The sequence below is a fragment of the Cyclobacterium sp. 1_MG-2023 genome (assembly GCF_030546805.1).
Taxonomy (GTDB): domain Bacteria; phylum Bacteroidota; class Bacteroidia; order Cytophagales; family Cyclobacteriaceae; genus Cyclobacterium.
Window position 1 is genome coordinate 405,630 of record NZ_JAUOPC010000003.1, and the last position, 24,931, is coordinate 430,560.

Below are 24,931 nucleotides of genomic sequence, written 5' to 3' on the forward strand. Positions count from 1 at the left end.
ATAAATTATCTTTCAATTATATGTTCGTTGCGCAGTCAGTTCAAAAATATTATGGAGACCTTCATGTCCTGAAAGGGGTTGACGTTACAATTCAAAAAGGGGAGATTGTTTCCATAGTCGGAGCTTCAGGCGCCGGTAAAAGTACCTTGTTGCATATTTTAGGAACCTTGGACAAACCAGATGAGGGATCCTTAATGGTAGATGGAATTGACGTGTTGAAATTAAGTGGAGATAAACTTGCTAGTTTCAGGAATGATAAAATTTCCTTCATTTTTCAGTTTCATAACCTACTGCCTGAGTTCACGGCAGAGGAAAATATTTGGATTCCGGGTTTGATTGGTAAAAGATCAGAAGAGAAGCTTAAGAAAAGGACCAATGAATTGGCCGCATTGTTAGGCATATCCTCTCGCTTAAGGCATAAGCCTGCGCAACTATCCGGTGGTGAGCAGCAAAGGGTGGCTGTAGCAAGGGCATTGGTGAATAACCCTGATATTATTTTTGCAGACGAACCCAGTGGAAACCTAGATACAGAAAATGCCCAATCTTTGCACGAGTTGTTTTTCAAACTTAGAGATGAATTGGGCCAGTCCTTTGTAATTGTCACACACAACCAATCCTTGGCAGGGATGTCAGACCGCATGCTAACCATGAAAGATGGTAAAATTATAAGCTAACATAATTTGATTAAAGACCATCTTTGACAAAAGTTGGTCATGTAATCAAAAATTAATTTTTATCTTTGATGCTTCAAAACTTCACTTTATGGTATTAGAATTTGAAAAGCCTATAGCTGACCTTGAACTTAAACTTCAGGAAATGATTCAGTTGGCAAATGAAAAAAACATAGACTTGTCTTCAGATATTCAATCTTTGGAAGAAAAGCTTCAGATATTAAAAAAAGAAACTTTTCAAAACCTTACCCGCTGGCAAAGGGTACAGCTTTCCAGACATGCTGATAGACCTTATGCCTTGGACTATATCTATGAAATGACCAATGATTTTATTGAGTTACATGGAGATAGGACGGTTAAGGATGACAAAGCAATGATTGGTGGCCTTGGTGATATTGACGGAAGATCCGTCATGTTTATTGGTCAGCAAAAAGGAAGAAATACAAAACTCCGTCAGGAACGGAATTTTGGTATGGCCAATCCGGAAGGCTATAGAAAGGCTTTAAGGCTGATGAAAATGGCTGAAAAATTTAACAAGCCGATCATTACTTTGATTGATACTCCCGGTGCTTATCCTGGTATCGAGGCTGAAGAGAGAGGGCAGGGAGAGGCCATTGCTAAAAACCTTCGAGAGATGTTTAAGTTAAAGGTTCCTGTTATTTGTATTATAATAGGAGAAGGAGCTTCCGGGGGAGCATTAGGTATTGCCATTGGAGACAAGGTGATGATGCTTGAGAACTCTTGGTATTCTGTTATTTCTCCGGAAAATTGCTCCACTATACTTTGGAGAAGTTGGGATCATAAGGAGCAGGCAGCTGAAGCCCTTAAGCTTACAGGTCCTGACATGAAAAACAATGGCTTGGTTGATGCGATTATAGAAGAACCACTTGGAGGAGCACACCGAAACATGTCTGATATGGCTACTAGAATTAAAGCCAAGATCAAAGAAGCGCTGGTGGAGCTTGACAAAATGAAAGTGGACAAAAGAATTGAAAAAAGAATAGAGAAATTCTGTGCTATGGGCATCGTCCAAGAGTAGAGTGGCAGTTATAGTGATCATTGATGGTTATATTTTAAACTGATTTCCTATTAATTGTTATTTTGAAAAGAAAGAATAAAATAGGCATTGCATTGTCGGGAGGTGGAGTGAGAGGAATCGCACACCTTGGTATATTGCAAGGACTCAATGAGGAAGGAATATCTCCTGATTATATTTCCGGAAGTAGTGCGGGGGCCATAGTTGCCGCTTTGTATGCACATGGTTACCCGCCGGAAACAATCTTTAATATCATCACGCAAACCAATTATTTCAAATTCTTCAAGCCTTCTATTAGTTTTAAAGCCTTACTGAAAATGGATTTATTGGCGGATTTATTTGCCAAATATTTACCCGAAGACGATTTCTCAGCATTAAATATTCCCATTTTTGTTACGGCTACCAATTTCCAAAAAAGTCGAACCGAGTATTTCTCTGAAGGTCCATTGATCAAGCGATTAATGGCCTCCTCGTGCATACCCGGAATGTTTGAGCCAATATTGCTCAATGATACGCTTTATGTGGATGGGGGAGTCTTAAATAACTTACCTGTAGAGCCATTAATTGGTCTATGCGATACGCTTATTGGTGTCAATTGTAATAATTTAACCATATTAAAAGAAGCCCCCAATATTAAAGGACTGATCGAACGTTCGGTAATCATGGCATTAAATTATAATGTGTACAGCAGAAAAAATCAATGTGACTACTTTATGGATCCCCCGGGTTTGGCTCAGTTTGGGGTGCTAGAAGTTAAAAAAGCAGCTGAGATTTTTGAAACCGGCTATCTTTTCTGTAAAAAATATTTAAAAGAAAATCCACCTTTACTTGAATTAAAAAATCAAGATAGTAACAGTCAATAAATCATGAAATTACTTGCCCGATTAATATTTTGGATTTCAGGTTGGAAAATCTCTGGAAAATGGCCTGATGGCTTAAAAAAAGCGGTACTGATTGCCATTCCCCACACAAGTAATTGGGATTTGATCTACGCATTATCAGCTTTTTATCTGATGGGTGTACCGGTTAAGTTCACCATTAAAAAGGAAATCATGGTGGGTCCTTTAGGCTGGTTGATCAAAGCTTTGGGAGGAATTCCTATAGATAGGAAAAAGGTAATCGGAAAGCGGAAACAAACCTACACTGAGGCCATGATCCAAATGTTGAATGAATCAGATGAATTGGTTATGATGGTTACTCCTGAAGGTACCAGGAGTTATGCCCCAAGGTGGAAGTCCGGATTTTACCATATTGCTCTAGGTGCAGAAGTGCCTGTGGTGGTTGGCTTTTTGGACTATAAAAGAAAATTGGCAGGTATAGGCCCTGTCATTCAGCCAAATGGCAATCTTCAAGAACAAATGGAGGAAATGAAAGCCTTTGGAAGAACCATAACCGGAAAATATCCTGATCAAGGAATTAGGTAAGCCATTTCAATTTTTATATTTTTTTAGTTTTTTTCTCAATCAATTGGGCCAAGCCTAGCTTTGGATCATGATTTGAAAAATAGTTATTTAAAATACCCTTATTTTACTTTTCACCTCCCAGAAACTTATATTTTTTTATTCGTTGAACTAATTATTCTCAGCATTATCTGTTTCAGGGCTAAATATACCATGACTTGTTAAAGTAAACCAACGGGACATAAGGTTGATTTGACCTTTGTATTAAAAAAAGGAATGGTTTTTGGTATAGGTTCTGAAAAAAATGTAGGTAAGAATTCTATGATAAAAAGTAAAATAAAACGGCTAAAAAAGTATTCCGTATTTGAAATATTAATAGATGGGGTAAAGGATTTTGGTAAAAATGATTCTTTTACCTTTGCTGCATCCACAGCCTTTTATACGATATTTTCCTTACCTGCATTGTTAATAATAATTCTTAACATTGCCTCAGTAATTTTAAATGAGGATACAGTAAAGGAGGAATTATTGGCACAGGTTTCTAAAATGATGGGAACTGAAAGTGCCACAACATTGGAGGACGTTATGTCTAACGTATCTATTACCGGGCAAACCATGTATGCACGGATTATAGGTATAGGGGTCTTAATCTTTTCCGCTACTACCGTCTTCGTCAGCTTACAAAATAGTATCAATCATATATGGCATATCCGATCTAAACCCGAAAAGGGATTATTGAAATTTTTAATGAATCGTTTTTTAAGTTTTTCAATGGTTGCTTCCATAGGGTTTTTACTTTTGGTTTCACTTTTGGCGGATGCTTTTATTGTTATTCTGTTAAACTATTTTTCCGGTATTTTTGAAAATAGTACATTGAAATGGGCTTCGGTAATCAATTTTTTAGTCACACAATCGATATTTGTCCTTGTTTTTGGGTTAATGTATAAGATTCTTCCTGATGCAAAAGTAAAATGGAAGGACGTCTGGCTGGGTGCATTAGTGACCATGCTTTTATTTGGATTGGGAAAATATTTGATAGGTCTGTACATAGGGAATGCAGATGTGGGTAGTTATTACGGCACTGCAGGTTCATTGGTAGTAGTATTGATTTGGGTATATTACTCTGTACTCATTTTTCTTTTTGGAGCACAATTGACTTATTATATTGCTGAGAATATAGGAGGACATGTTACGCCCGTCAAAGAAGCTGTTAAGATTAAAATTATAGAAATAGAAGATGAGAACCAAGGTGAATGATACGATTTGAGTCCTCAAGTACTTAAAACAACTTGATCTAATTTCAATCATTTAAATACTTTGAATCTTTACAGATTGTAAAAATTTTATAAGAAAGTAAAGGCCATAAAAAACATGTTTTTTATGGCCTTTACTTTCTTACTATTGACTTATTCCAAAACTTAGAATATTCTCGATAATTGACTATTTGACTGTTCCGTTTGATTAGCTTAGGCTTGGTGTAAAATTAAGCTTGAAATCCTCCATCCACAGTAAAAACACTTCCTGTAGTATAACTTGAGGCTTGGGAGGCCAAAAATAAGGCCATGGCACCAATTTCACCTTCTTCACCGATTCTTCTCAAAGGAAGTTCTTCCAAAAACTTCTCCCTAAGTTCTTGATTTGACCATAAGACTTCTGAAAACTTGGTTTTAATCAAACCGGGACATATGGCATTTACACGAATATTATAGGCTCCCCACTCCTTAGCAAAGGCCTTGGTTAAAGAGACTAGCGCAGTCTTACTGACACTATAAAGTCCTAAGCCTTTTTCAGGCGATAAGGCACTAATTGAACTAATATTGATGATAGAGGCAGCAGAAGACTGTTTTAAATAGGGTAGGCTTAATTTTGACAATTCATAGGGTGCTTTAAGATTGACGTCCAAGATTTTGTCAAAAACACCTAGGTCGGTATCCTCTATGGCTCCATAAACCGGGTTTGTAGCAGCATTATTAACCAATATATCAATCTGACCATATTTGTTGACTGTTTGCTCAATCAAGTTTTTACGATCATCTTCATAACCAATATTATTGGCCACACCCATGGCTACGTATCCCTTTTCTTTGAGCTTGCCAATAGCTTCATCAAGCCTTTCTTGGTTTCTACTATTTATCACCACCTTAGCTCCTGCCGCAGCAAAAAAATGGGCGATTGAAAAACCAATGCCACTACTTGCGCCCGTAATAATAGCGACTTTTCCATGCAGTGAAAATAGTGAGCTTAAATCCATATAATTTTTGTTTTAGGAAGTCAAAATTGTGTCTATCCAAATTTAAAATTTAAACCCGAATTATCCAACAGAATTTTATTTCCTTAGTTCTTTGTTTTTAAACATAGAGGGTGATTTTAAGGAAGAAAAATCACAAGTTTAATCATAGGACTAATCAATTTTATGATCATCCTAGCTAATAAATGGTAGACCTACAATAAAACTTGAGTTAAATATAGTTTGGGAAGGCCTCAATATATTTCACTCTAATAATTGCAGGAAGGTTTAATTAAGAATGGTTTTCACGTGTTTTAAAACCCTTTTTCTCAGGTTCGCCTTCTTGATCTTTTTCAATATTTCTTACCTCTTTACCCAATACCTCTTTGGCTGAAATTTCTTGTTCTGTATCACCATTGAGTTTTTTGGTTTTGAATATTTTGTTGTAAAGTAAAAATATTGCAATTACAATGGCTACGATTGTTAAAGCTCCTATTAATAAATCCATAGTATTTTCTTTAGTTTATTGTACATAATAGAACAATAACAATGCCTAAAGTATACATCCGTCGGATGTTGGGTGCTTTAACCTACAAAAAAATAATTTCAATATTAGAAAAGATTACCTTGTACCGGTTGAGATTTCACAGGGTTATTTGTTCCTTTTAGAATCTCAAAAAGTATTTTGTTGAAACCATTTTTCCAACTTTCTGCATTGATTTTGATATCATTTGGCTCAAGGTTAACTGATCCGGATAACCTACAATATCCTATTAACATACTCCAGATGGTATAGAAGGTGCTGTCTGCTTGTAAATCGGGGCGCATGCTACCGTCTTTTATACCTTGAGATATCGCTTTAATACCAATTTTTGCAATATCATTATGGTTTTGAAGAAGCTTGTTAAAATATTGACTTTCTAAAAGCAAAGGGTTTACTTTTTCTGAATCTTGTTGATACAATTCCAATACAGATAAAAAATAGAGAATGGCATCATGGAATACTTTCTTTTCCTGCACAAACAGAAAATACCCATTGACCAAATCAGTCATCACCTCAATACCAGTTTTGTCTTTTCCCTTGCCAAAAGATTTATTAAAGACCTCTTTTAATTCCTCGATCCCTTTTTTTGTAATGGCCATGTAAAGGTCTTCCTTACTTTTATAGTAAAAATAAACAAGACCTTTACTTATTTTAGCCTTTTTAGCTACGTCTTCGACTTTTGTGGCATGGAGACCTTTTTCACCAAACAAAACGATGGCGGATTCAAGGATTTTTTTCTCTTTTTGCTGTCTTTCGTAAACGCCCATATGCTATACTGTGCCTGTTAATTGCCAGACCCGATTTTAATTCTTATGAAAGTACCTTGATAATAAAATATTTTTTCTTTCCTTTTTGTACCAACAGGTATTGATCCTGGAGTAAAGAGGTTTCCACTTTATTGCTTGGGTTTTCTATTTTTTGCTTATTAATAGATACCCCTCCTCCTTGAATCATTTTTCTTGCTTCTCCTTTAGATTTAAAGATGGTTTGGTCCAATGTCAATAAATCAAGGGCGCTTTCGGCGTTATCAAAAGAAGCGTGATCCATTTCAATGACATCAACTCCATCAAAAACCTGGAGGAATGTACGCTCATCCAATGTAGATAAATCTTCTAAGGAAGACTTTCCAAATAATATATTTGAAGCTTTTACTGCTATCTCATAATCCATTTCACTATGAACTAAAATCGTGATGTCTTTTGCCAAGGCTTTTTGCAAGGCACGAAGATGTGGCGCTTCAAGGTGTTCCTTTTCTAAATTCTCTATCGTTTCCCTATCCAGGGTAGTAAAAATTCGGATGTATTTTGACGCATCTTCATCAGATACATTCAGCCAAAATTGGTAAAAGGCATAGGGTGATGTTTTTTCCGGATCTAACCATACACTACCTCCTTCAGTTTTACCAAACTTGGTGCCATCAGCTTTGGTAATTAGTGGAACAGTTAGTGCAAATGCCTCGCCACCTTCTTTTTTCCTGATTAACTCAGTTCCGGTTACAATGTTACCCCACTGATCAGAGCCACCCAATTGTATGCTACATCCTTTGTTTTTCCATAGGTAATAAAAATCATACCCTTGGATCAATTGATAGGTGAACTCTGTGAAAGACAGGCCATTTCCTTCTTCAAGCCTTCTTTTTACCGAGTCTTTGGCCATCATATAATTGACCGTAATGTATTTACCCACATCCCTAATAAACTCTAGAAATGAGAATTCAGACATCCAATCGTAATTGTTTACCAATACAGCTTTATTAGAAGCTTCTGCATCAAAATCTAAGAATTTCTCCAACTGCTTTCGGATACCGGCAATATTTTGATCCAAAGTAGCCTTGTCTAAAAGGTTTCTCTCTGCCGACTTAAAAGATGGATCTCCAATCATTCCTGTAGCCCCACCAATAAGCGCAAGTGGTTGGTGTCCTGAGCGCTGAAAATGGAGTAAGGTCATTACACCTACTAAGTGGCCTATATGAAGTGAATCTGCCGTTGGATCAAAACCAAGATAGGCTGCTGCTTGCCCTTTTTGTATATGTTCTTCTAATCCTGCGGTCATGTCTTGGATCATGCCACGCCACTTTAATTCAGCTATAAAATCATTCATTCAACTCTGCTTTTTATTATGCGTCCGCAAATATAAGGCATCCTGATAAAAGGAAGGAATGAAAAGGATTTATTAATTTAATTGAAGGTCATTTTTAAACAGAAAGTTTAAAGAATTAGGAAAAGTGTTTTTGTTTTATTCAAAATAGCCTTCATAAATTTCCCCACAGAAATTTATTTCAATTTTAATTTAAATTGAAATTCAATTTCAACCGTTTTGCCTTTCAATTCTTCAATGTTCAGTCTAGGAAGATCATTGATTACTCTTTTGCATTCTTCATACAGTCTTGAGTGATGGTTTGATTCATTAATTAAAATGGGGTTTGTTAAAGGATTGTTCCCGTAGCCGACGACTACAATATCTTTGTATTTAAATGGGTCACGTTTTAAGCTACCAAAGGGGTAATAATAAACTTGACCAGAAGGTTGTGTCTCATAAACACCTGTCATCTTACCGTTGTTATTTATTTTGAAATATAAAGTTACCGATCCAACTTGGCCAAATTTTCTCGCTTCTTTGGGGTACTTTAGCGATCTGGAAAAATATCTGGTTAAATCATCTATTGTTGCAATCTCATTATTAGATGATTTTTCTTTGATTAATGCATTTTCTGATGCCATCAAGGTGTTTTCATAACCTGCAGCTGCTTTAAATGCAGGAGTTTTTTCAGATAAGCTTGCAAGTAAGAGCAATAGAATAGGAAATATGGCTAATTTTCTAATGCTAGAAAATTTCGAGTTATTTGGAGATTTCATCATGAGTATTCGGTTTTTGAGGTTATTAGAATTAAGCTCTGTAAACTGAGGTAAGACCATTCGACCACTTACCATAGAGATCAATGCCATTTGGTATTGTTTCATATTAGATTTTTGCACCACTTTGGCATCGACTTGGTATTCGAGGTTTAACCTTATGGCTTTATTAAGGATATGAGTAGCAGGATTAAACCATTGGAAGGCAGATAGCAATTCAATCATAAATAAATAGATGAAATGTTTCTCCTTAAGGTGCACCTTTTCATGGTCAATCACCATTTTAATATCAGGGTGCCTGAGGATATTTCTCCCAATGATGATTTTATCAATGAAGGTAAAAGCCCGAATATTTTTTTCGGATAAATAGACCGTTTGTCCCTCTACCTGCTGCTTTTCGGCTGTTTTGCAAAGCTTAAATGCCTGATAGTAACTTAAAACAAATCTTGTAAGACAAATAATTATTCCAATACTATAAATTAGAGCTAATAGGAAGATCCAATTGATGGTTTCGCTAGGGCTTGTTTGCTGAATTATTTCACTTGAATTTGAAGAAATGGAATTGATCCCGCTAATATGTACAGTAGTTGCTGAAAGTTCTTCTCTTACAGGTATTTGTATCCATGGGATGATATGAGCGAGTGGGAGAATTAGTAGCAAGAAGATCCGGTTAAATGCAAATTGTTTATTCCTCCTTAGCATTAGATGATAAAAGAGGTACATTACAACAGTAGAGATCGATACCTTTAATAGATATACAAAAAGAGCTTCCATAGTTTATTTAGATTGGATTAATTTGATCAATTCTTTCACTTCTTTATCATCCAGTTGCTCTTCTTTTACAAAAGCTGCAACAGCATTGGAGAATGAATTGTCAAAATAATTGCTTACAATTTCCTTCATGTATATTTTTCGATAAGCTTCCTTCCTAAGCAGAGGGAAATATTCGTAGGTATTTCCATAAGCATGAAAGCCTACTATTCCTTTTTCTTGCAAAACCCTGATTAGGGAAGAAACTGTGTTATAATGAGGTTTTGGCTCCTGATATTTGGCTACAATGTCCTTCACAAATCCTTTCTTTAGTTCCCAAAGTATTTGCATTAATTCTTCTTCCTTTTTAGTTAATTTCTCCATTCTAACTGGTAATTAATGTCTTATAAAGATACAACGGGTTTTCCAGTTTACCAATTGATATATCAGTTTTATAACTAATAAATTAAACAAAAAACAATAATTCGTATTTGAATTGGTTTTGAAAAGGGATGCTAATATTGATGCAGTTTCTTTTTTCCTCAAAATTTGCTCAGTTGGAAATCCCAAAGAATGAAATTAAATTTAAATGAACATTTAAACCCAAAATTTATGAACCGCCTCACTATCGTCCTTTTTTTTATTAGTTGTTTAGGTCAAACCATTGTTGCTCAAACTTCCGAAAGATTAAAACTGGCAGATGAGATTGAATTCTCCATAAACAATGAATTGATCAATCTTTGGTACCCTAAGGCTTATGATATAATATATGGAGGTTATATCAGTTCTTTTGATGCGGCATTTAATCCTACTGAAAATCAGGATAAAATGATCGTCTCTCAGGCAAGGCATTTGTGGACTTTGTCTAAGATGATAGAAAGAAATCCTGAAACCAAGCATTACTATGATGGAGCAAAACTTGGGTTTACATTTTTGAGAGATAAATTTTGGGACAAAGAAAATGGAGGGTTTCATACACTACTTAATCGTGAAGGAAAGGTGAAATCCAGTGGCATTGGCGCCAAAACAGCCTATGGCAATGCCTTTGGAATATATGGATTGGCGGCATATTATAAGGTGTCGGCTAATCCGGAAGTACTTGAGTTGGCTAAAAAGGCTTTTTACTGGTTAGAGGAGCATAGTTATGATCCACAATTCGGAGGTTATTTTCAATCCTTGGCTTTGGATGGCACAGTCTTGAAGCGAGACAGTAATACAGCTTCTACCGCTACCATAGGTTATAAAGATCAAAACAGTAGCATTCATTTATTGGAAGCTTTTACAGAATTGTATGGAGTTTGGAAAGATCCATTGTTAAAAAAAAGAACGATTGAATTACTGGCAATTATTCGAGATAAAGTCGTTCAAAAAGAGGGATATTTACAATTGTTTTTATACCCTGATTGGAAGCCGGTGAGTTTTAGAGACAAAGGCAGGGTTGCTATAGACAAACACCATTCTATAGATCATGTTTCCTATGGTCATGATATAGAGACGGCTTATTTGATGATGGAGGCGTCCCATGTCTTAGGATTGCAGGAGGACTACCAAACCTGGAAGATAGGAAAGAGAATGGTAGATCATTCTCTTAGGTATGGTTGGGATAATAAAGTTGGCGGTTTTTATGATGGGGGATATTATTTTGCCGGAGAATCGAAGCCTGAATTAATCAAGGATACAAAGAATTGGTGGGCACAAGCTGAGGGGCTTAACAGCCTTTTGATTATGGCAGATCTTTATCCGAATGATTCCTTGAACTACTTCGGGAAATTTCAAGTCCAATGGGATTATATACAGCGGTATCTGATTGACCATGAGAATGGAGAATGGTATCCAGGTGGCCTGGACAAGCAGCCGGAATTAAAAAATGCAAGGAAAGGCCAAATTTGGAAAACCGCTTATCACAACTTTAGGGCATTGAATAATTGTGAACAGAAACTTAGAGACCCTTCACACCTTGCTTTGACCATTAAAAAGGGTGAGAAAGGACATTAACAGTTGATGCTTACCTTTACAAAAATTTAATTTTTCGCTTATAATCTTTTCCTTATATTTCTGGACTGGTATTTATAGATATCTTGTTAAAAGGTATTGGGTATATTGGCAAACAAAGGAGACTAATTTGTGATTTTAAAAAAACTTAGTTTTCCTTTCCGATCTGTTTTTTTTAGTGATTAAAGCAGACTACATAAAATTATTAATTGTAAACCATGAAGCAATTGACAGTTAAATACTTTCTTTTTTTGAGTATCTTTTCCATAGGATGTTTTTTTATTTTTCTTGCTTGTGGATCAAAGAAAGAACAAGACTTAAAAATAACCAAATTCAATGCTTTAGATACCCAAAAATGGGCTGCTGACTTGGAAGAACAGTTGAAGCCTGAAATAGATTCAGGTCTGTTTGTAAAGGTGTGGGCATCAGACTCCATGATTTTTGATCCCATATCAATAGATTTTGATGATCAAGGTAGATTGTATTACACACGTACCAATAGGCAGAAAAATTCAGAGCATGATATTAGAAGACATCAGGATTGGGAAATAAGATCCATCGGTTTACAAACCATAGAAGAGAAGCGTGCATTTCTACGGAAGGAATTGTCTCAAGAAAACAGTGACAATAATGAATGGTTAAAAGATGTAAATGGGGATGGGTTTCACGACTGGAAAGACATGGCTGTTGAAAGAGACCATATTTATCGCGTTGAAGATACAGATGGAGATGGTTTGGCAGATGAATACCAGTTGGTTTTTGATGAGTTATATGAAGAGGTGACAGATGTTGCCGGAGCAGTAATGAAACAAGGTGATGACTTATTTGTAGGAGCTGCTCCTGACATGTGGCGGGTAAGTGAGGATCCTGAGACCGGGTTGGCCTCAGAGAAAGTTTCTATTTCCCATGGCTATGGGCTACATATCGGTTTTGGAGGCCATGGGATGTCAGGTTTGGAAATGGGACCTGATGGAAGGGTCTATTGGGGTATAGGAGACATTGGTTTTAATGGAGTGGACCAAGATGGTGTTGAGCATAAGTATCCGAATAGGGGAGTGATCGCTCGTTCTAATCCTGATGGAAGTGATTTTGAAATTTTCGCGATGGGGGTAAGGAACACCCATGAGTTTGTATTTGATGATTATGGTAACCTCATTAGTGTAGACAATGATGGTGACCATCGAGGTGAAAGTGAGCGGCTTGTTTATTTGGTTGAAGGATCTGATACCGGCTGGAGGATCAATTGGCAATTTGGTAAATATAGGGATCCAAAAAACAATACTTATAAAGTATGGATGGATGAAAATATGGCCAAACCCCGACAAGAGGGGCAGGCAACCTATTTTCTTCCACCCATTAAAAACTATATCAATGGTCCTACCGGAATGTTATACAATCCCGGTACAGCTTTGGGAGAAAGGTGGAAGGATACCTTTTTTGTCGCAGGCTTTTCAGGAAATCCTGCGAGATCGGGTATCTATGCTTTTAAGTTAAGTCCTAAAGGGGCAGGGTTTGAAATGATAGAAACCAAGAAAATCTTGGGCGGCCTGTTGCCTACAGGAATGGATTTTGGTCCGAACGGAGCCCTTTATTTTTCGGATTGGATTGATGGTTGGGGGACCAAAGACAATGGCAGGGTTTGGAAACTTGAAGATGATGCAGGAGAAAATAGCCAACTTAGGAAAGACACAGAGACCTTAATCAGAGCTGGTTTTAAAAATAAAGAAAATGAGGACCTTGGGAATTTGCTGGCCCACGCTGATAAGCGGGTGCGGCAAAAGGCCCAATTTGAATTGGCTAATAGAGCAGAGGAGGGGCTGGAAATTTTCAAGCAAAAACTAACTGCAAACAACGAGCAGATAGCTAGAATTCATTCCATCTGGGGTATTGCTCAGCTTGCCCGATCAGGTGAAGAAAAAGCCGGAGACTTATTATTGCCTTTATTGGAGGACTCTGATTCAGAAATCAGGGCACAAGGAGCAAGGTGGTTAGGTGACATAAGATATACGGCGGCAACAGATGCATTAATTCCACTGCTTAAAGACAGTGCACCACGTGTACAATTTTTTGCAACAGAAGCATTGGGTAGAATTAAAGCTCAATCTGCAGTTCAACCAATAATAGCTCTTTTAGCAGAGAATAATGATGAAGATGTTTATATCCGCCATGCCGGCAGCCTTGCCTTGTCAAGAATAGGGGATGTTTCGGCCGTTGAAGCCTTGCACAATCACCCATCAAGGGCTGTGAGGGTGGCTGCAGTTGTGGCTTTAAGACGGATGCAAGCTCCTGAGGTGGCTATGTTTTTAGCCGATAAGGAGGAATATATTGTGGCAGAAGCTGCCAGAGCAATCAATGATGACTTTTCTATTGAAGAAGCTTTGCCTGCTTTGGGGAAAGTGTTAGGTAGAAAAGGATTAAGCTCAGAACCATTACTCAGAAGAGCAATCAATGCCAATTTAAGAGTTGGCAATGAGGAAGCTTTAGGTTTAGTCTTGGATTTTATTGGTTTGGAGTCAGCACCGGAAGAAATGAGAATAGAAGCCATTGCAGCTTTGTCTACCTGGGACAACCCATCATTACTTGACCGTGTAACGGGAAGGTTTAGAGGAGAAGTAAAACGAGATGTTCAAGGAATTCGAGCAAAGGCCTCCGCACCATTACTAAACTTAACAGCCCATTCCAACCCAAAAATACGACAATCTGCAGTGTCGGCTATCGGTAGCCTAAAAGTTACAGATGCTTCTGCTCAATTGTTAAGCCTATTAAAAACGGATAATGTACCCATGGTTCGAGAAGCTGCCATAAAGGCTTTGGCAAATGTTGGTTCAGGTAAAATGGCGGAAGCTTTGGAACTTGCAACCACAGATCAAGATAAAGGGGTTAGGATAGCCGGATTGGCTATTTTGGGAGAGCAGAACCTCGAGGGGAATACCGTGGCAAACTTGTTGGAAAAAGTTACATTGAATCAAACATTGGAAGAACGGCAAGCAGCCATATCAGCTTTGGGGAAAGTTGATGCTACTTATGCGGTTCCAGTTTTTAATCGATTGCTTGAGGCCATGAAAAATAAAAGCCTTCCTTCTGCCGTTGAATTGGAATTAAGTGAAGCTCTTGAAACATTAGGTGATAAGGCCTTGTTAACACAATACGATTCCATTACATCCGAATTGTATGAAGGCGATGTAATGGCAAGTTATAATAGTAGTCTATTTGGAGGAGATAAGGTAAAAGGCAGAAGGATTTTCTTCCAAAACCAGAGTGCTCAATGCATGCGTTGTCATTCATACGATGATTTCGGTGGTAGTGCCGGGCCTCGATTAAATGGTGTAGCAGAAAGGTTGAGTAGAAAAGAATTATTGGAAGCCCTTGTGGCCCCAAGTAACAAAATAGCCGATGGTTATGGAGCGGTAAGCTTAAAACTAAATGATGGTAAAAGCGTTTCAGGGATAATAGTCAAAGAAAGCGAAAAAGACATTACTTTAAAAATAGGCAATGAACCTGAAAAAATTATACCCAAAGAAAACGTTACTGAGCGTACCAATGCTTTGTCTTCCATGCCGGATATGAAGGCGCTTTTGACTAAAAGAGAAATTCGTGATTTAATTAGCTTCCTGGTTACTTTGGATAAAGAAGAACACTAGCCTATTTGATTCACAACAAGTAATAAAATACCCGTTTTAATTTATATTGAATATCCATGTTGAGAAATATTAAATTGAAAAAGCCTTATAAAATTTTTAATTTTTTTCCTTTATATTTTATTCTAGGTTTATGCATTACCGCATGTAAATCAGATGAGCAGGCGGTTCCCTTACAAGTAAAATCACTAACAAAGGAGGAAGTAAACCAGCAAGCTTCAGCGATCGAAGCTTTGGTAAATCCGGAATTCCACCAAGACTTAAACTTGGAATTGTGGGCAGTTGATTCATTGGTGGCAGACCCGATTTCTTTACAGATCGATGATTCAGGTAATGCCATATATTCAAAGACAAACAGGAGGAAAATTTCTGAGTTTGATATTCGAAGTCACCAGGATTGGGAAATAGCCTCTATTAGTTTTAAGAATGTAGCGGATAGAAAAACTTTTATCCATGAAGAGCTTTCACCGGAGAATAGTGAAAAAAACGAGTGGCTTCCAGATATCAACGGGGATGGCTCTCATGACTGGAAAGACCTTACCATTGAAAAAGAGAATGTGTTTGAGGTGAAGGATACTGATGGGGATGGCAAAGCGGATCAGTCTCTTTTAATTGCCAGTGATTTTAATGAGGAAACTTCAGATGTTGCCGGGGCGGTATTAAAATATGATGATGCTTTATTTGTTGGCGTTGCACCTGATCTGTGGAGAATGACTGATACAAATGGTGATGGACTTATGGATAAAAAAGAGTCATTGGCACATGGCTTTGGTGTTCATATTGGTTTTGGCGGGCACAATATGTCAGGGCTTAAAGTGGGGCCCGAAGGTAAAATTTATTGGGGAATTGGAGACATAGGTTTTAGTGGTAAAGACGATAAAGGAAACCTTCTGGATTTCCCCAATTGCGGGGTGATTGCACGGGCGAACCCTGATGGATCAGATTTTGAAATTTTCGCTTATGGGGTGAGAAATACCCACGAATTTGATTTTGATGAATACGGAAACCTAATCAGCGTCGACAATGATGGAGACCATAAGGGTGAAAGTGAAAGGATTGTTTATTTGGTAGAGGGGTCAGATACGGGCTGGCGAATCAATTGGCAGTTTGGGAAATACCGTGATTCCAAAAACAATGGGTATAAAGTGTGGATGGATGAAAAAATGCATCTGCCAAGAAATGAAGATCAGGCAGCATACTTTATCCCAACTATTGCCAATTATATCAATGGTCCTACCGGTTTTCAATATAACCCGGGTACCGGTTTAGGAGATCAATGGAAAAATAAATTTTTTGTTGCTGAGTTTGGAGGGAATGCTGCCAGATCTGGAATCCATGCTTTTGACCTGAAACCAAAAGGAGCAGGATTTGAGATGGGAGAGACCCAACAAATATTAACTGGTATTTTGGCCACAGGTATGGATTTTGCTCCTGATGGGGCCCTGTATTTTTCAGATTGGATTGATGGATGGGTGAATAAGGGCTATGGGCGAATTTGGAAATTCACCGATGAAACAGCCAATTCAACCATTGGAAAACAAACTGAAACTCATTTGAAGAAGAATTTTTCTGAATTGTCGATAGAAGAGTTGAGTACCTTGTTGGGCTTTGAAGACCAACGAGTGAGACAAAAGGCACAGTTTGAATTGGCCAAGAGGGGAGCGGAAGGAATGGAAGTATTTAAAACTTCTTTGGCGCAAACAGAAAACCAGTTGGCTAGGGTGCATTCCATTTGGGGAATTTCCCAGTTGGCCCGAAAAAAGGCCGACCATGCTGAGGTGCTGATACCTTACTTAAAAGACAATGATGCTGAAATAGTAGCGCAGGCAAGCAAGTGGCTTGGGGATTTGAAATATTCAGCAGCAGCTGAATATATTCTGCCTTTACTTGGTTCTGAAGCACCCAGGGTTCAATTTTTTGCAGCTGAGGCTTTAGGGAAAATGATGCATAAAGCAGCTTTTGCACCAATGGTGAATTTGCTTCAAGAAAATGACAATGAAGATTTGTATATCCGGCATGCGGCTAGTTTGGCAATTTCCAGATTGACTGAGGCCTCTGCAATTGCCAAATTGTCCAAGCATCCTTCTGATGCGGTTCGACTTGGAGCTGTTCTTGCGCTTAGAAGATTGAGAGATCCGAGAATCACATTATTTTTACAAGATGAGAATGAATACATAGTTGCGGAAGCAGCCAGAGCAATCAATGATGATTTCTCTATTGAAGCAGCTATTCCGGAATTAGGAAAAATATTAAATACCGGAAACTATACCTCTGAGCCATTGTTAAGACGAGCCATTAATGCTAATTTAAGATGGGGTACAGAAGAAGGCTTCAATAACTTATTGACTTATGCCAATTCAGCTCAAGCTCCCGAAGCCATGCGAGTGGAAGCCATAGCTACCTTAAGTACCTGGACTTCGCCTTCTGTCCTTGATAGAGTTGACGGATGGTACAGGGGAGAAGTCACAAGAGACATACAAGCTTTCCAATCCTCAGCGGCTGATATATTGAAGGGCTTGAGCAAAAATAAAAGTCGAGATATTAGAGAAGGGGCAGTTGTGGCATTAGGTGAACTGAAAATAGAAGAGGCAAGTGAACACCTATTGACCGTATTATCAAATGATAAAGATCCGGCTGTAAGGGCAGAAAGTTTGAGGGCTTTAGCTAAAATCCCTGATTCGCCCATGGACAAGGCCGTAGAAAAGGCTCTTTCTGACAGCCAGAGAAGTGTTAGGGTTGCAGGCCTGGATTTATTGGAAGAATTGACGATACCTGATGAAAGAAAAGCTGCTCTTTTAGACGAGGTAATTCAGAAGAGGACGGTGGAAGAGCAACAAGCTGCAGTAAATACCTTGGCCAGACTTGACCAAGAAAGTGCCAAAAACGTTTTTGAAAAATTATTGGCTCAATTTGAGGAGAATAAATTGCCTCAAGCCATAGAGTTAGAGTTTTTTGAAGCCATGGAAACCAGAGAAGATACGCAATTAAAAGAGAGGTACAATCAAGTACATGAGAACATGACACAGGATGATTTACTGGCCTCTTATAGCGGAAGTTTATATGGTGGTGACTTGGTGAAAGGGCGAAAAATTTTCTTTCAACATGCCACAGCCCAGTGCATTAAATGTCATGCTTATGATGATTTTGGAGGAAATGCTGGACCTAAATTAAACGGAGTAGGAGCAAGACTTACGAGAGAACAATTACTTGAAGCATTAATTGATCCAAGCAAGAGGCTTGCCCCCGGTTTTGGAGTGGTTACCCTTACCTTAGACAATGATAAGAAGGTTGCTGGGATAAAAATGGACGAAACTGAGGAAAGCATTACCTTGAAAATGGGTAATCAACCCGACACCCTTATAAGGAAGAATCAGATTCTGGAAAGAAAAGATGTACCTTCCAGTATGCCTGATATGAAACAGTTTTTGAGCAGGAGAGAGATCAGGGATTTGGTTAGTTTCTTGGTAACTTTGGAAGAGGACTTTAATTGAAATGAGATTTATCTACTAAAATAAAAGCAGAAGGCCTCATGAAAATGAGGCCTTCTGCTTTTATTATACCCGAGGAATAAAGGGGCTATTTATAAAGTTCCTTTGGTACTTGGAAGTTGATCCAAAGCATCAAGGTCCTTTTTGACCGCCATTTTAATTGCTCTTGCAAGGCCTTTAAAAATGGCTTCAATTTTATGGTGTTCATTGTCACCTTCAGCTTTTATATTCAAATTACATTTAGATGTATCACTAAAAGACTTGAAGAAATGGTAGAACATTTCGGTCGGCATGTCACCGATTTTTTCACGCTTAAATTCTGCCTCCCAAACGATCCAAGGCCGGCCCCCAAAATCGACTGCAACTTGGGCCAAACAATCGTCCATGGGCAGTAAAAAACCATACCTATAGATGCCTTTTTTATTTCCCATGGCCTTCAAATAAGCCTCTCCAAGCGCCAAACCGGTATCCTCAATGGTATGGTGTTCATCTATATGTAAATCTCCCTCTACCTTTATTTCCAGATCACATCCGCCATGCTTGGCGAGTTGATCCAGCATATGGTCAAAAAATGGAAGGCCGGTATTGATGGTGCTATTTCCTGTTCCGTCAAGGTTTAATTTTATGTCTATATTGGTTTCAGCAGTCTTTCTTACTACCTCTGCCTTTCGAGGAGGAAGCTTCAAGAATTCATAAATTTTATCCCAATTGTCTACTGAAATATCTGCTTCTTTTACCTCCTCTTTTCCCAAAAAGATGGATTTTGTTCCTAGGTTCTTTGCCAAGGTTACATCGGTCTCTCGGTCTCCAATTACATAGGAGTTTTCTAAATCATAGTCTCCATTGAGGTAAGCTGTAAGCAAAGCCGTTCCCGGTTTTCTAGTAGGTGCATTTTCATGCTCGAAAGTCTTATCAATATGGATGTCTTTGAAAATTACACCCTCTTGTTCTAATGTTTTAAGCATTTTAAATTGGGCCGGCCAAAAAGTTTCTTCCGGAAAAGAATCTGTACCCAACCCGTCTTGGTTGGTTACCAAGACCAATTCAAAATCCCCATCTTCTGCAATCTTTACCAAGTTGCTAATTGCCCTGGGGATAAATTCAAGTTTTTCTAGGCTGTCTACCTGATAATCTGTTGGTGGTTCTTTGATAATGGTACCATCCCTATCTATAAATAATAGCTTTTTTTTCATGCTTTAATTTGTTCAAGTAGTTTTAGTATAAACATGTAGGACCTCTTTCAAAGCCTGAATAAATTGCTTGTTTTCCTCTTCATTACCTACTGTTATACGCAAACAATCCTCACAGCGTTGAACCTTTGATCGGTCTCTTACGATAATCTTTTCTTCGATCAGTTTTTGGTAAACTTGGTTGGCATGCGGAACTTTTGCCAAAAGAAAATTAGCAGCCGAAGGGTAAACCTTTTCGACTTCAGGAATTTGTTCTAAGGCCAATTCTAACTTATCTTTTTGCACCAATATTTCCTTCACCATGTCTGCCAGTACCTTGGTGTTTCCCATGGCTTTCAGCACTGTGTCCTGAGTCAAACCACTGATATTATAGGGTGGCTTGATTTTATTAAGTATACCAATTATTTCTTTGGATGCATAGGCCATTCCCAAACGCAATGCTGCCAAACCCCATGCTTTTGAAAGCGTTTGCATAACCAGCATATTCGGATAATGGTTTAGCTCTAAACTAAAGCTGGGTTCATCACTGAAATCAATATAGGCTTCATCTATTACCACCAAACCATCAAATTTGGTGAGTATCTGGTATATGGATTGGCGGGAAATTTTATTTCCACTCGGGTTATTTGGAGAGCATATAAAAATGATCTTCGTATGTTGATCCACAGCCTCCAATACCTTTTCTACCTCAATTTCAAAAGAAGAGGAAAGGGGTACTTTTTTAGTTGCTACATCATTAATACCCGCACTTACTTCATACATTCCATAAGTGGGGGGCATGATAATGACATTATCTACTCCCGGATTACAAAAAGCCCTGAACAGTAAATCTATCGCTTCATCACTTCCATTGCCAAGAAAGATATTGGCAGGAAGGACTTGTTTTATTTCACCTAACTTTTTCTTTAGCTTTGACTGATAAGGGTCAGGGTAGCGATTAAAAGTTTGCTCAGAAACTGAGCCTAATGCATTTTCATTGGCATCAAGGAATATGCCCTCTTCTCCAGTGTATTCATCTCTGGCAGAGGAATAAGGCTTTAGTGAGGCAATGTGTGGCCTAAGTAATTTCTGAAGATCAAATGCCATTTTATTTTTCTTTTTTTAGGTAATTCAAACGTATGCTTACTGCTTGTTTGTGCGCCATAAGCTGTTCGTTTTCAGCCATTACCTCTATTATAGGGCCCAATCCTTCCAATCCTTTTTCAGTGATTTTCTGGTAGGTAATCTTCTTCACAAAACTGTCCAAAGAAACGCCGGAAAAGCTTCTTGCATAACCATTGGTAGGTAAGGTGTGATTGGTGCCTGAGGCATAATCTCCTGCAGATTCAGGGGTGAAATTGCCGATAAATACAGAACCGGCATTGACAATTCCTGCCACTGTTTTGTCCTCATCTTCAATATTAAGGATAAGGTGTTCGGGAGCATATTCATTGATTAACTCCAAGGCGGTATCCCTATCATTTATCACTACTGCCAAACTGTTTTTCAATGCCTTTTCGGCTGTTTTTTGTCGAGGAAGTTCTTTCAGTTGTATATTAACCTCCTCTATCACCTTATTTACAATGGCCTCTGTTGGGCAAACCAAGACCACCTGACTGTCTGCACCATGCTCTGCCTGTGAAAGCAAATCTGCAGCAACGAATGCGGGAATGGCGGTTTCATCCGCATAAACAAGAACCTCAGAAGGGCCTGCAGGCATATCAATGGCTACTCCTTTTTTTGCTGCCAATTGCTTTGAAGCGGTGACATACTGATTTCCGGGACCAAAAATTTTATCAACATTAGGGACAGTCTCAGTACCATAAGCTAAGGCAGCAATGGCTTGAGCACCTCCGGCTTTGATCACTTTGCTGATGCCAATCAATTTTGCCGCATATAAAATGGCAGGGTGGACTTGCCCTTTTTGATCAGGAGGGGTGCAAAGAACGATCTCTTGACATCCTGCTAATTTTGCAGGAATACCAAGCATTAATACTGTAGAAAACAATGGAGCTGTTCCGCCCGGCACATACAAGCCTACTTTTTGAATGGCTACGCTTCTTCGCATACAGGTAACCCCCATCATAATTTCGGTACTCAGATCCGGTGTTTCCTGTAGCTTGTGAAACTTTTCAATATTGGATTTGGCTGTTTTTATGGCGCTCTTTAGCGATTTATCCACATGCTTACCTGAATTTTCTATTTCCGAGGGATCCACCATTATGGAATCTATTTCCACATGATCATACTCAAAAGCAAATTTTCGTAAGGCTTTGTCTCCCTGACGTTTTACCTTTTTCATGATCGGTTTCACGATCTTTTCTATGTCCTTCGTTTTTTGAACGGGTCTTGCCAGTTCTTTTTTCCAACTTTTTTTGCTAGGATTGACCAGGATTTTCATACGCATTGAATTTTGTAATGGGAACAACTTCATTCCCTATATTGAAAGGGAAGCTAACTGTCCATCAGTTTACAATCGATTCTTAAATTAGCATTTTCTCAATGGGAACAACCAAAATACCCTGTGCTCCAGCTTTTCTTAGTTCTTCAATATTCTCCCAGAATTGATCTTCACTAATGACAGAATGAACTGAAGACCAACCTTCCTCAGCCAAAGGCAATATAGTCGGACTTCTCATTCCCGGGATTAGAGATAAGATTTTCTCCAAGGAATCGTTGGGGGCATTTAGCAATACATACTTGTTCTTTTTGCCTTCTTGCACTGCTCCCATTCTAAAAAGCAATTTCTCAACAGTAGCTTGTTTTTCAGCACTAATGTCTTTATTACTTATAAGTACCGCCTGAGATTGAAAAATTTCTTCTACCTCTTTAAGTCCATTCATCATTAATGTGGAACCGGAGCTGACAATGTCACAGATGCCCTCTGCAAGTCCTATACTAGGGGCAATTTCAACAGAACCACTGATTTCATGGATGTCAGCATTAATGTTTACCTTTTTTAAATAATCCCCTAGGATTTTAGGGTAGGAGGTAGCAATGTTTTTCCCCTCAAAATAGTTTATTCCGGGGTAATCTTCTCCTTTAGGTATTGCCAATGAAAGTCGACATTTTGAAAAGCCCAATTTTTTTAAGACACTGACATTCTTGTCTTTTTCAACCAACTCGTTTTCGCCTACTATACCTAAATCAGCAATTCCATCTGCTACGTATCCAGGGATGTCATCATCTCTTAGAAACAAAAATTCTATAGGAAAGTTGGTGGATGAAGACTTTAATTTACCTGTGCCGTTATGAAATTTTATGCCACATTCTTTTATAAGTTTAAGAGAATCGTCACTTAAACGACCACTTTTTTGAACGGCAATCCTGATAATGTTTTCCATGGAATTATGTATACAATAAATACTAGAATAGATTTCGTTTGATTATTTCCCCCTGATTAAGGGATGAATAGGAGGAGGAATTGCTATTAGGAGCAATGATGACCTGCATGATGCATAATTGCATTCGCCGGAGATAAAAATTTTGTGGTATGGCAGAAACTTCCTGATGTCATCATAGTATTGCAAATTTAGTCAGCTATTGCAAACTTGCAAAATAAAATGATGATTACTGCGATAAAAAAAGCCTCTTTTTGAGAAGTTTAGTGAGTTAAAAAGTAAAGGCTTACCTTGAGCTTGGAATTTAACCCATGACCGTAAAATCAAGCCTAACTTTTTAAACATATCAATCTCATATTGCTTAAGTTTAGTTTTAATTTACAAGTTAATACAGGTGAAAATGCATTGGTCTATTCTGAGATAGCAGGATAAGCATTTCAATTTAAAAAAATATTGAGCTAGCTCGATTGTGGCTCAATTCATAAAAAAACCACGGGATAAACCCGTGGTAAAAAAGTAAGTTTTATGCTGTGGCTTAGCTAAAGAAAAGTAGAAAATTAATTTTGAATTATTGCCGTAGACTTAAATTAAAAGCCCAAAAAATAGTTGAAAATTAATTAATTGTATTGGTAAAATTCATTGACAATTTTATCATAATTGATAATGTCCTTATATTGAGTATTACGCTTTATTTTTTCGATTGATTTTTTAAGGACCATCGTGTTGATTTTATGGTGTGCCAAATCAACATTAGACCTGGGCTCATCTGAAGTCAATACCCTAGAATATAGGTTTTGGTTTACATTCTCTTGTAAGTATGTTTTTATCAGTGCCAGCATTTTTTGTGCTTTTTTATTATCAATCCAGTCAAAGAATTTTTGATTCTTTTTTGAAACAATAGGCTTGGCTTTTCTCAGCCATTTTTTATTGATCTCCATCTTTTGCTCAATTATTTTATAAATATCAGTAAGGTTGAATGGAATGACTTGGTTATAGTCCCCTAAAACTGACGTTAATGTGCTCTTAATAGATAAATCAATAAAAATCTTCGTGTCAAGGAAATCATGCTCAAAATATTGAAGTGGTAACAACCGATCAGCATCTTCTAAAGTAGAAATTAGGATGTCGTTTTCACCTATAACACTTTCAACTTTATTCATAGGCTCAAAAGTGAAATTGTGCAATTCTTCTCCTTTAAAATTATGGCAAGAGGTAATGCTTTTATCCACAATTGTGATTTTTCCGTAGCCTTGTTTGGTAAGATTTCTGTAAATTCTTTTACTTAATGCATTGAATCCTATTATGGCAATTTTAGGACCTTTCACTTTATTTACCAACTCAGTAAGTAAATCAGAAACGATATAAGAGATTGAAAAATTGGGTAATTGATAATCAGCCTGATACTTAAGTAGCCTATCGGTGCTGATTATGTTTTCCCACCATTGTTCCAAAAATTCACCGATCATTTCATTCTCGGCAGCAAAATTATAAGCTTGGGAAAATTGGGGGAATAAGGGAGTGGTACCATAATTGGAAGCCTTTACTCCAAAACACAATTCAGAGAGATGAATAAACAATTTTTCTTCATCTGAAGTTTGGTTGAATTCATTTTTGATAGGTACGGCATTACCGGACTTACAGCCAGTTACCGCTTCATAAATTTTATCCTCCAAATCAAAATTACTATAGTATAAAATTTCTATCCTTTCAGGGAGTGATAAAATAAAAGACTCTTGAATTTCCGGCCATGACTTCAGGTCCAACATCAACTGTTTTGTTTCCTCAAAGTCTAAATAAAACGCGTCGCTTTTCAAATTGTATAA

The 24,931-nt window shown here is 37.8% G+C and carries 19 protein-coding genes; 8 read left to right on the top strand and 11 right to left on the bottom strand.

Annotated features, from left to right (window positions below):
• Positions 1–20 precede the first annotated feature (20 nt).
• The 5 genes from Q4534_RS06145 to Q4534_RS06165 all read left to right on the top strand — a co-directional run bounded on the left by Q4534_RS06145 (position 21) and on the right by Q4534_RS06165 (position 4,364).
• Positions 21–674, top strand: coding sequence for an ABC transporter ATP-binding protein (locus Q4534_RS06145; RefSeq protein ID WP_303612289.1), 654 nt, complete (start codon positions 21–23; stop codon positions 672–674).
• 88 nt (positions 675–762) lie between these two features.
• Entirely contained in the window at positions 763–1,710 is a 948-nt protein-coding gene (locus tag Q4534_RS06150; RefSeq protein WP_303612290.1) for an acetyl-CoA carboxylase carboxyltransferase subunit alpha, read from the top strand.
• Positions 1,711–1,772: 62 nt separating this feature from the next.
• Complete coding sequence (locus Q4534_RS06155; RefSeq protein WP_303612291.1) at positions 1,773–2,570, top strand: patatin-like phospholipase family protein; 798 nt, start codon at positions 1,773–1,775, stop codon at positions 2,568–2,570.
• A gap of 3 nt (positions 2,571–2,573) precedes the next feature.
• Positions 2,574–3,131: a 1-acyl-sn-glycerol-3-phosphate acyltransferase gene (locus Q4534_RS06160; protein WP_303612292.1), complete on the top strand. Its 558-nt coding sequence runs from the start codon at positions 2,574–2,576 to the stop codon at positions 3,129–3,131.
• A 297-nt stretch (positions 3,132–3,428) separates the two neighbouring features.
• Complete coding sequence (locus tag Q4534_RS06165) at positions 3,429–4,364, top strand: YihY/virulence factor BrkB family protein (protein ID WP_303612293.1); 936 nt, start codon at positions 3,429–3,431, stop codon at positions 4,362–4,364.
• A 226-nt stretch (positions 4,365–4,590) separates the two neighbouring features.
• Here Q4534_RS06165 and Q4534_RS06170 read toward each other — a convergent pair whose 3' ends face one another.
• The 6 genes from Q4534_RS06170 to Q4534_RS06195 all read right to left on the bottom strand — a co-directional run bounded on the left by Q4534_RS06170 (position 4,591) and on the right by Q4534_RS06195 (position 9,864).
• Complete coding sequence (locus tag Q4534_RS06170) at positions 4,591–5,358, bottom strand: SDR family NAD(P)-dependent oxidoreductase (RefSeq protein ID WP_303612294.1); 768 nt, start codon at positions 5,356–5,358, stop codon at positions 4,591–4,593.
• A 268-nt stretch (positions 5,359–5,626) separates the two neighbouring features.
• Entirely contained in the window at positions 5,627–5,842 is a 216-nt protein-coding gene (locus Q4534_RS06175) for a hypothetical protein (RefSeq protein WP_303612295.1), read from the bottom strand.
• Positions 5,843–5,946: 104 nt separating this feature from the next.
• Positions 5,947–6,645, bottom strand: a complete 699-nt coding sequence (locus Q4534_RS06180) for a TetR/AcrR family transcriptional regulator (RefSeq protein WP_303612296.1) — start codon at positions 6,643–6,645, stop codon at positions 5,947–5,949.
• A 43-nt stretch (positions 6,646–6,688) separates the two neighbouring features.
• Positions 6,689–7,978 (bottom strand): tyrosine--tRNA ligase, encoded by a 1,290-nt coding sequence (gene tyrS, locus Q4534_RS06185; protein ID WP_303612297.1) that lies wholly within the window; start codon positions 7,976–7,978, stop codon positions 6,689–6,691.
• A 173-nt stretch (positions 7,979–8,151) separates the two neighbouring features.
• The gene (locus Q4534_RS06190) at positions 8,152–9,504 is read right to left on the bottom strand and encodes a M56 family metallopeptidase (RefSeq protein ID WP_303612298.1); all 1,353 of its coding nucleotides are present in this window, start codon (positions 9,502–9,504) and stop codon (positions 8,152–8,154) included.
• A 3-nt stretch (positions 9,505–9,507) separates the two neighbouring features.
• Complete coding sequence (locus Q4534_RS06195) at positions 9,508–9,864, bottom strand: BlaI/MecI/CopY family transcriptional regulator (protein ID WP_303612299.1); 357 nt, start codon at positions 9,862–9,864, stop codon at positions 9,508–9,510.
• Between the two features lie 228 nt (positions 9,865–10,092).
• Here Q4534_RS06195 and Q4534_RS06200 point away from each other — a divergent pair, with 228 nt between their 5' ends.
• From Q4534_RS06200 to Q4534_RS06210, 3 genes are all read left to right on the top strand, one after another.
• Positions 10,093–11,475: an AGE family epimerase/isomerase gene (locus tag Q4534_RS06200; protein WP_303612300.1), complete on the top strand. Its 1,383-nt coding sequence runs from the start codon at positions 10,093–10,095 to the stop codon at positions 11,473–11,475.
• A 215-nt stretch (positions 11,476–11,690) separates the two neighbouring features.
• Positions 11,691–15,113, top strand: a complete 3,423-nt coding sequence (locus tag Q4534_RS06205) for a HEAT repeat domain-containing protein (RefSeq protein ID WP_303612301.1) — start codon at positions 11,691–11,693, stop codon at positions 15,111–15,113.
• A gap of 56 nt (positions 15,114–15,169) precedes the next feature.
• Positions 15,170–18,601 carry a HEAT repeat domain-containing protein gene (locus Q4534_RS06210; RefSeq protein WP_303612302.1) on the top strand — a complete coding sequence of 1,144 codons (3,432 nt, stop codon included), beginning with the start codon at positions 15,170–15,172 and terminating at the stop codon, positions 18,599–18,601.
• An 89-nt stretch (positions 18,602–18,690) separates the two neighbouring features.
• On the opposite strand, the gene hisB is transcribed toward Q4534_RS06210, so the two are convergent.
• From hisB to Q4534_RS06235, 5 genes are all read right to left on the bottom strand, one after another.
• Entirely contained in the window at positions 18,691–19,791 is a 1,101-nt protein-coding gene (gene hisB / locus Q4534_RS06215) for a bifunctional histidinol-phosphatase/imidazoleglycerol-phosphate dehydratase HisB (RefSeq protein WP_303612303.1), read from the bottom strand.
• 12 nt (positions 19,792–19,803) lie between these two features.
• Positions 19,804–20,874, bottom strand: coding sequence for a histidinol-phosphate transaminase (gene hisC / locus Q4534_RS06220; protein WP_303612304.1), 1,071 nt, complete (start codon positions 20,872–20,874; stop codon positions 19,804–19,806).
• Between the two features lies 1 nt (position 20,875).
• Positions 20,876–22,168, bottom strand: a complete 1,293-nt coding sequence (gene hisD / locus Q4534_RS06225; protein ID WP_303612305.1) for a histidinol dehydrogenase — start codon at positions 22,166–22,168, stop codon at positions 20,876–20,878.
• A gap of 82 nt (positions 22,169–22,250) precedes the next feature.
• Positions 22,251–23,111 carry an ATP phosphoribosyltransferase gene (hisG, locus tag Q4534_RS06230; RefSeq protein WP_303612306.1) on the bottom strand — a complete coding sequence of 287 codons (861 nt, stop codon included), beginning with the start codon at positions 23,109–23,111 and terminating at the stop codon, positions 22,251–22,253.
• Positions 23,112–23,725: 614 nt separating this feature from the next.
• Positions 23,726–24,922, bottom strand: coding sequence for a hypothetical protein (locus tag Q4534_RS06235; protein WP_303612307.1), 1,197 nt, complete (start codon positions 24,920–24,922; stop codon positions 23,726–23,728).
• Positions 24,923–24,931 lie beyond the last annotated feature (9 nt).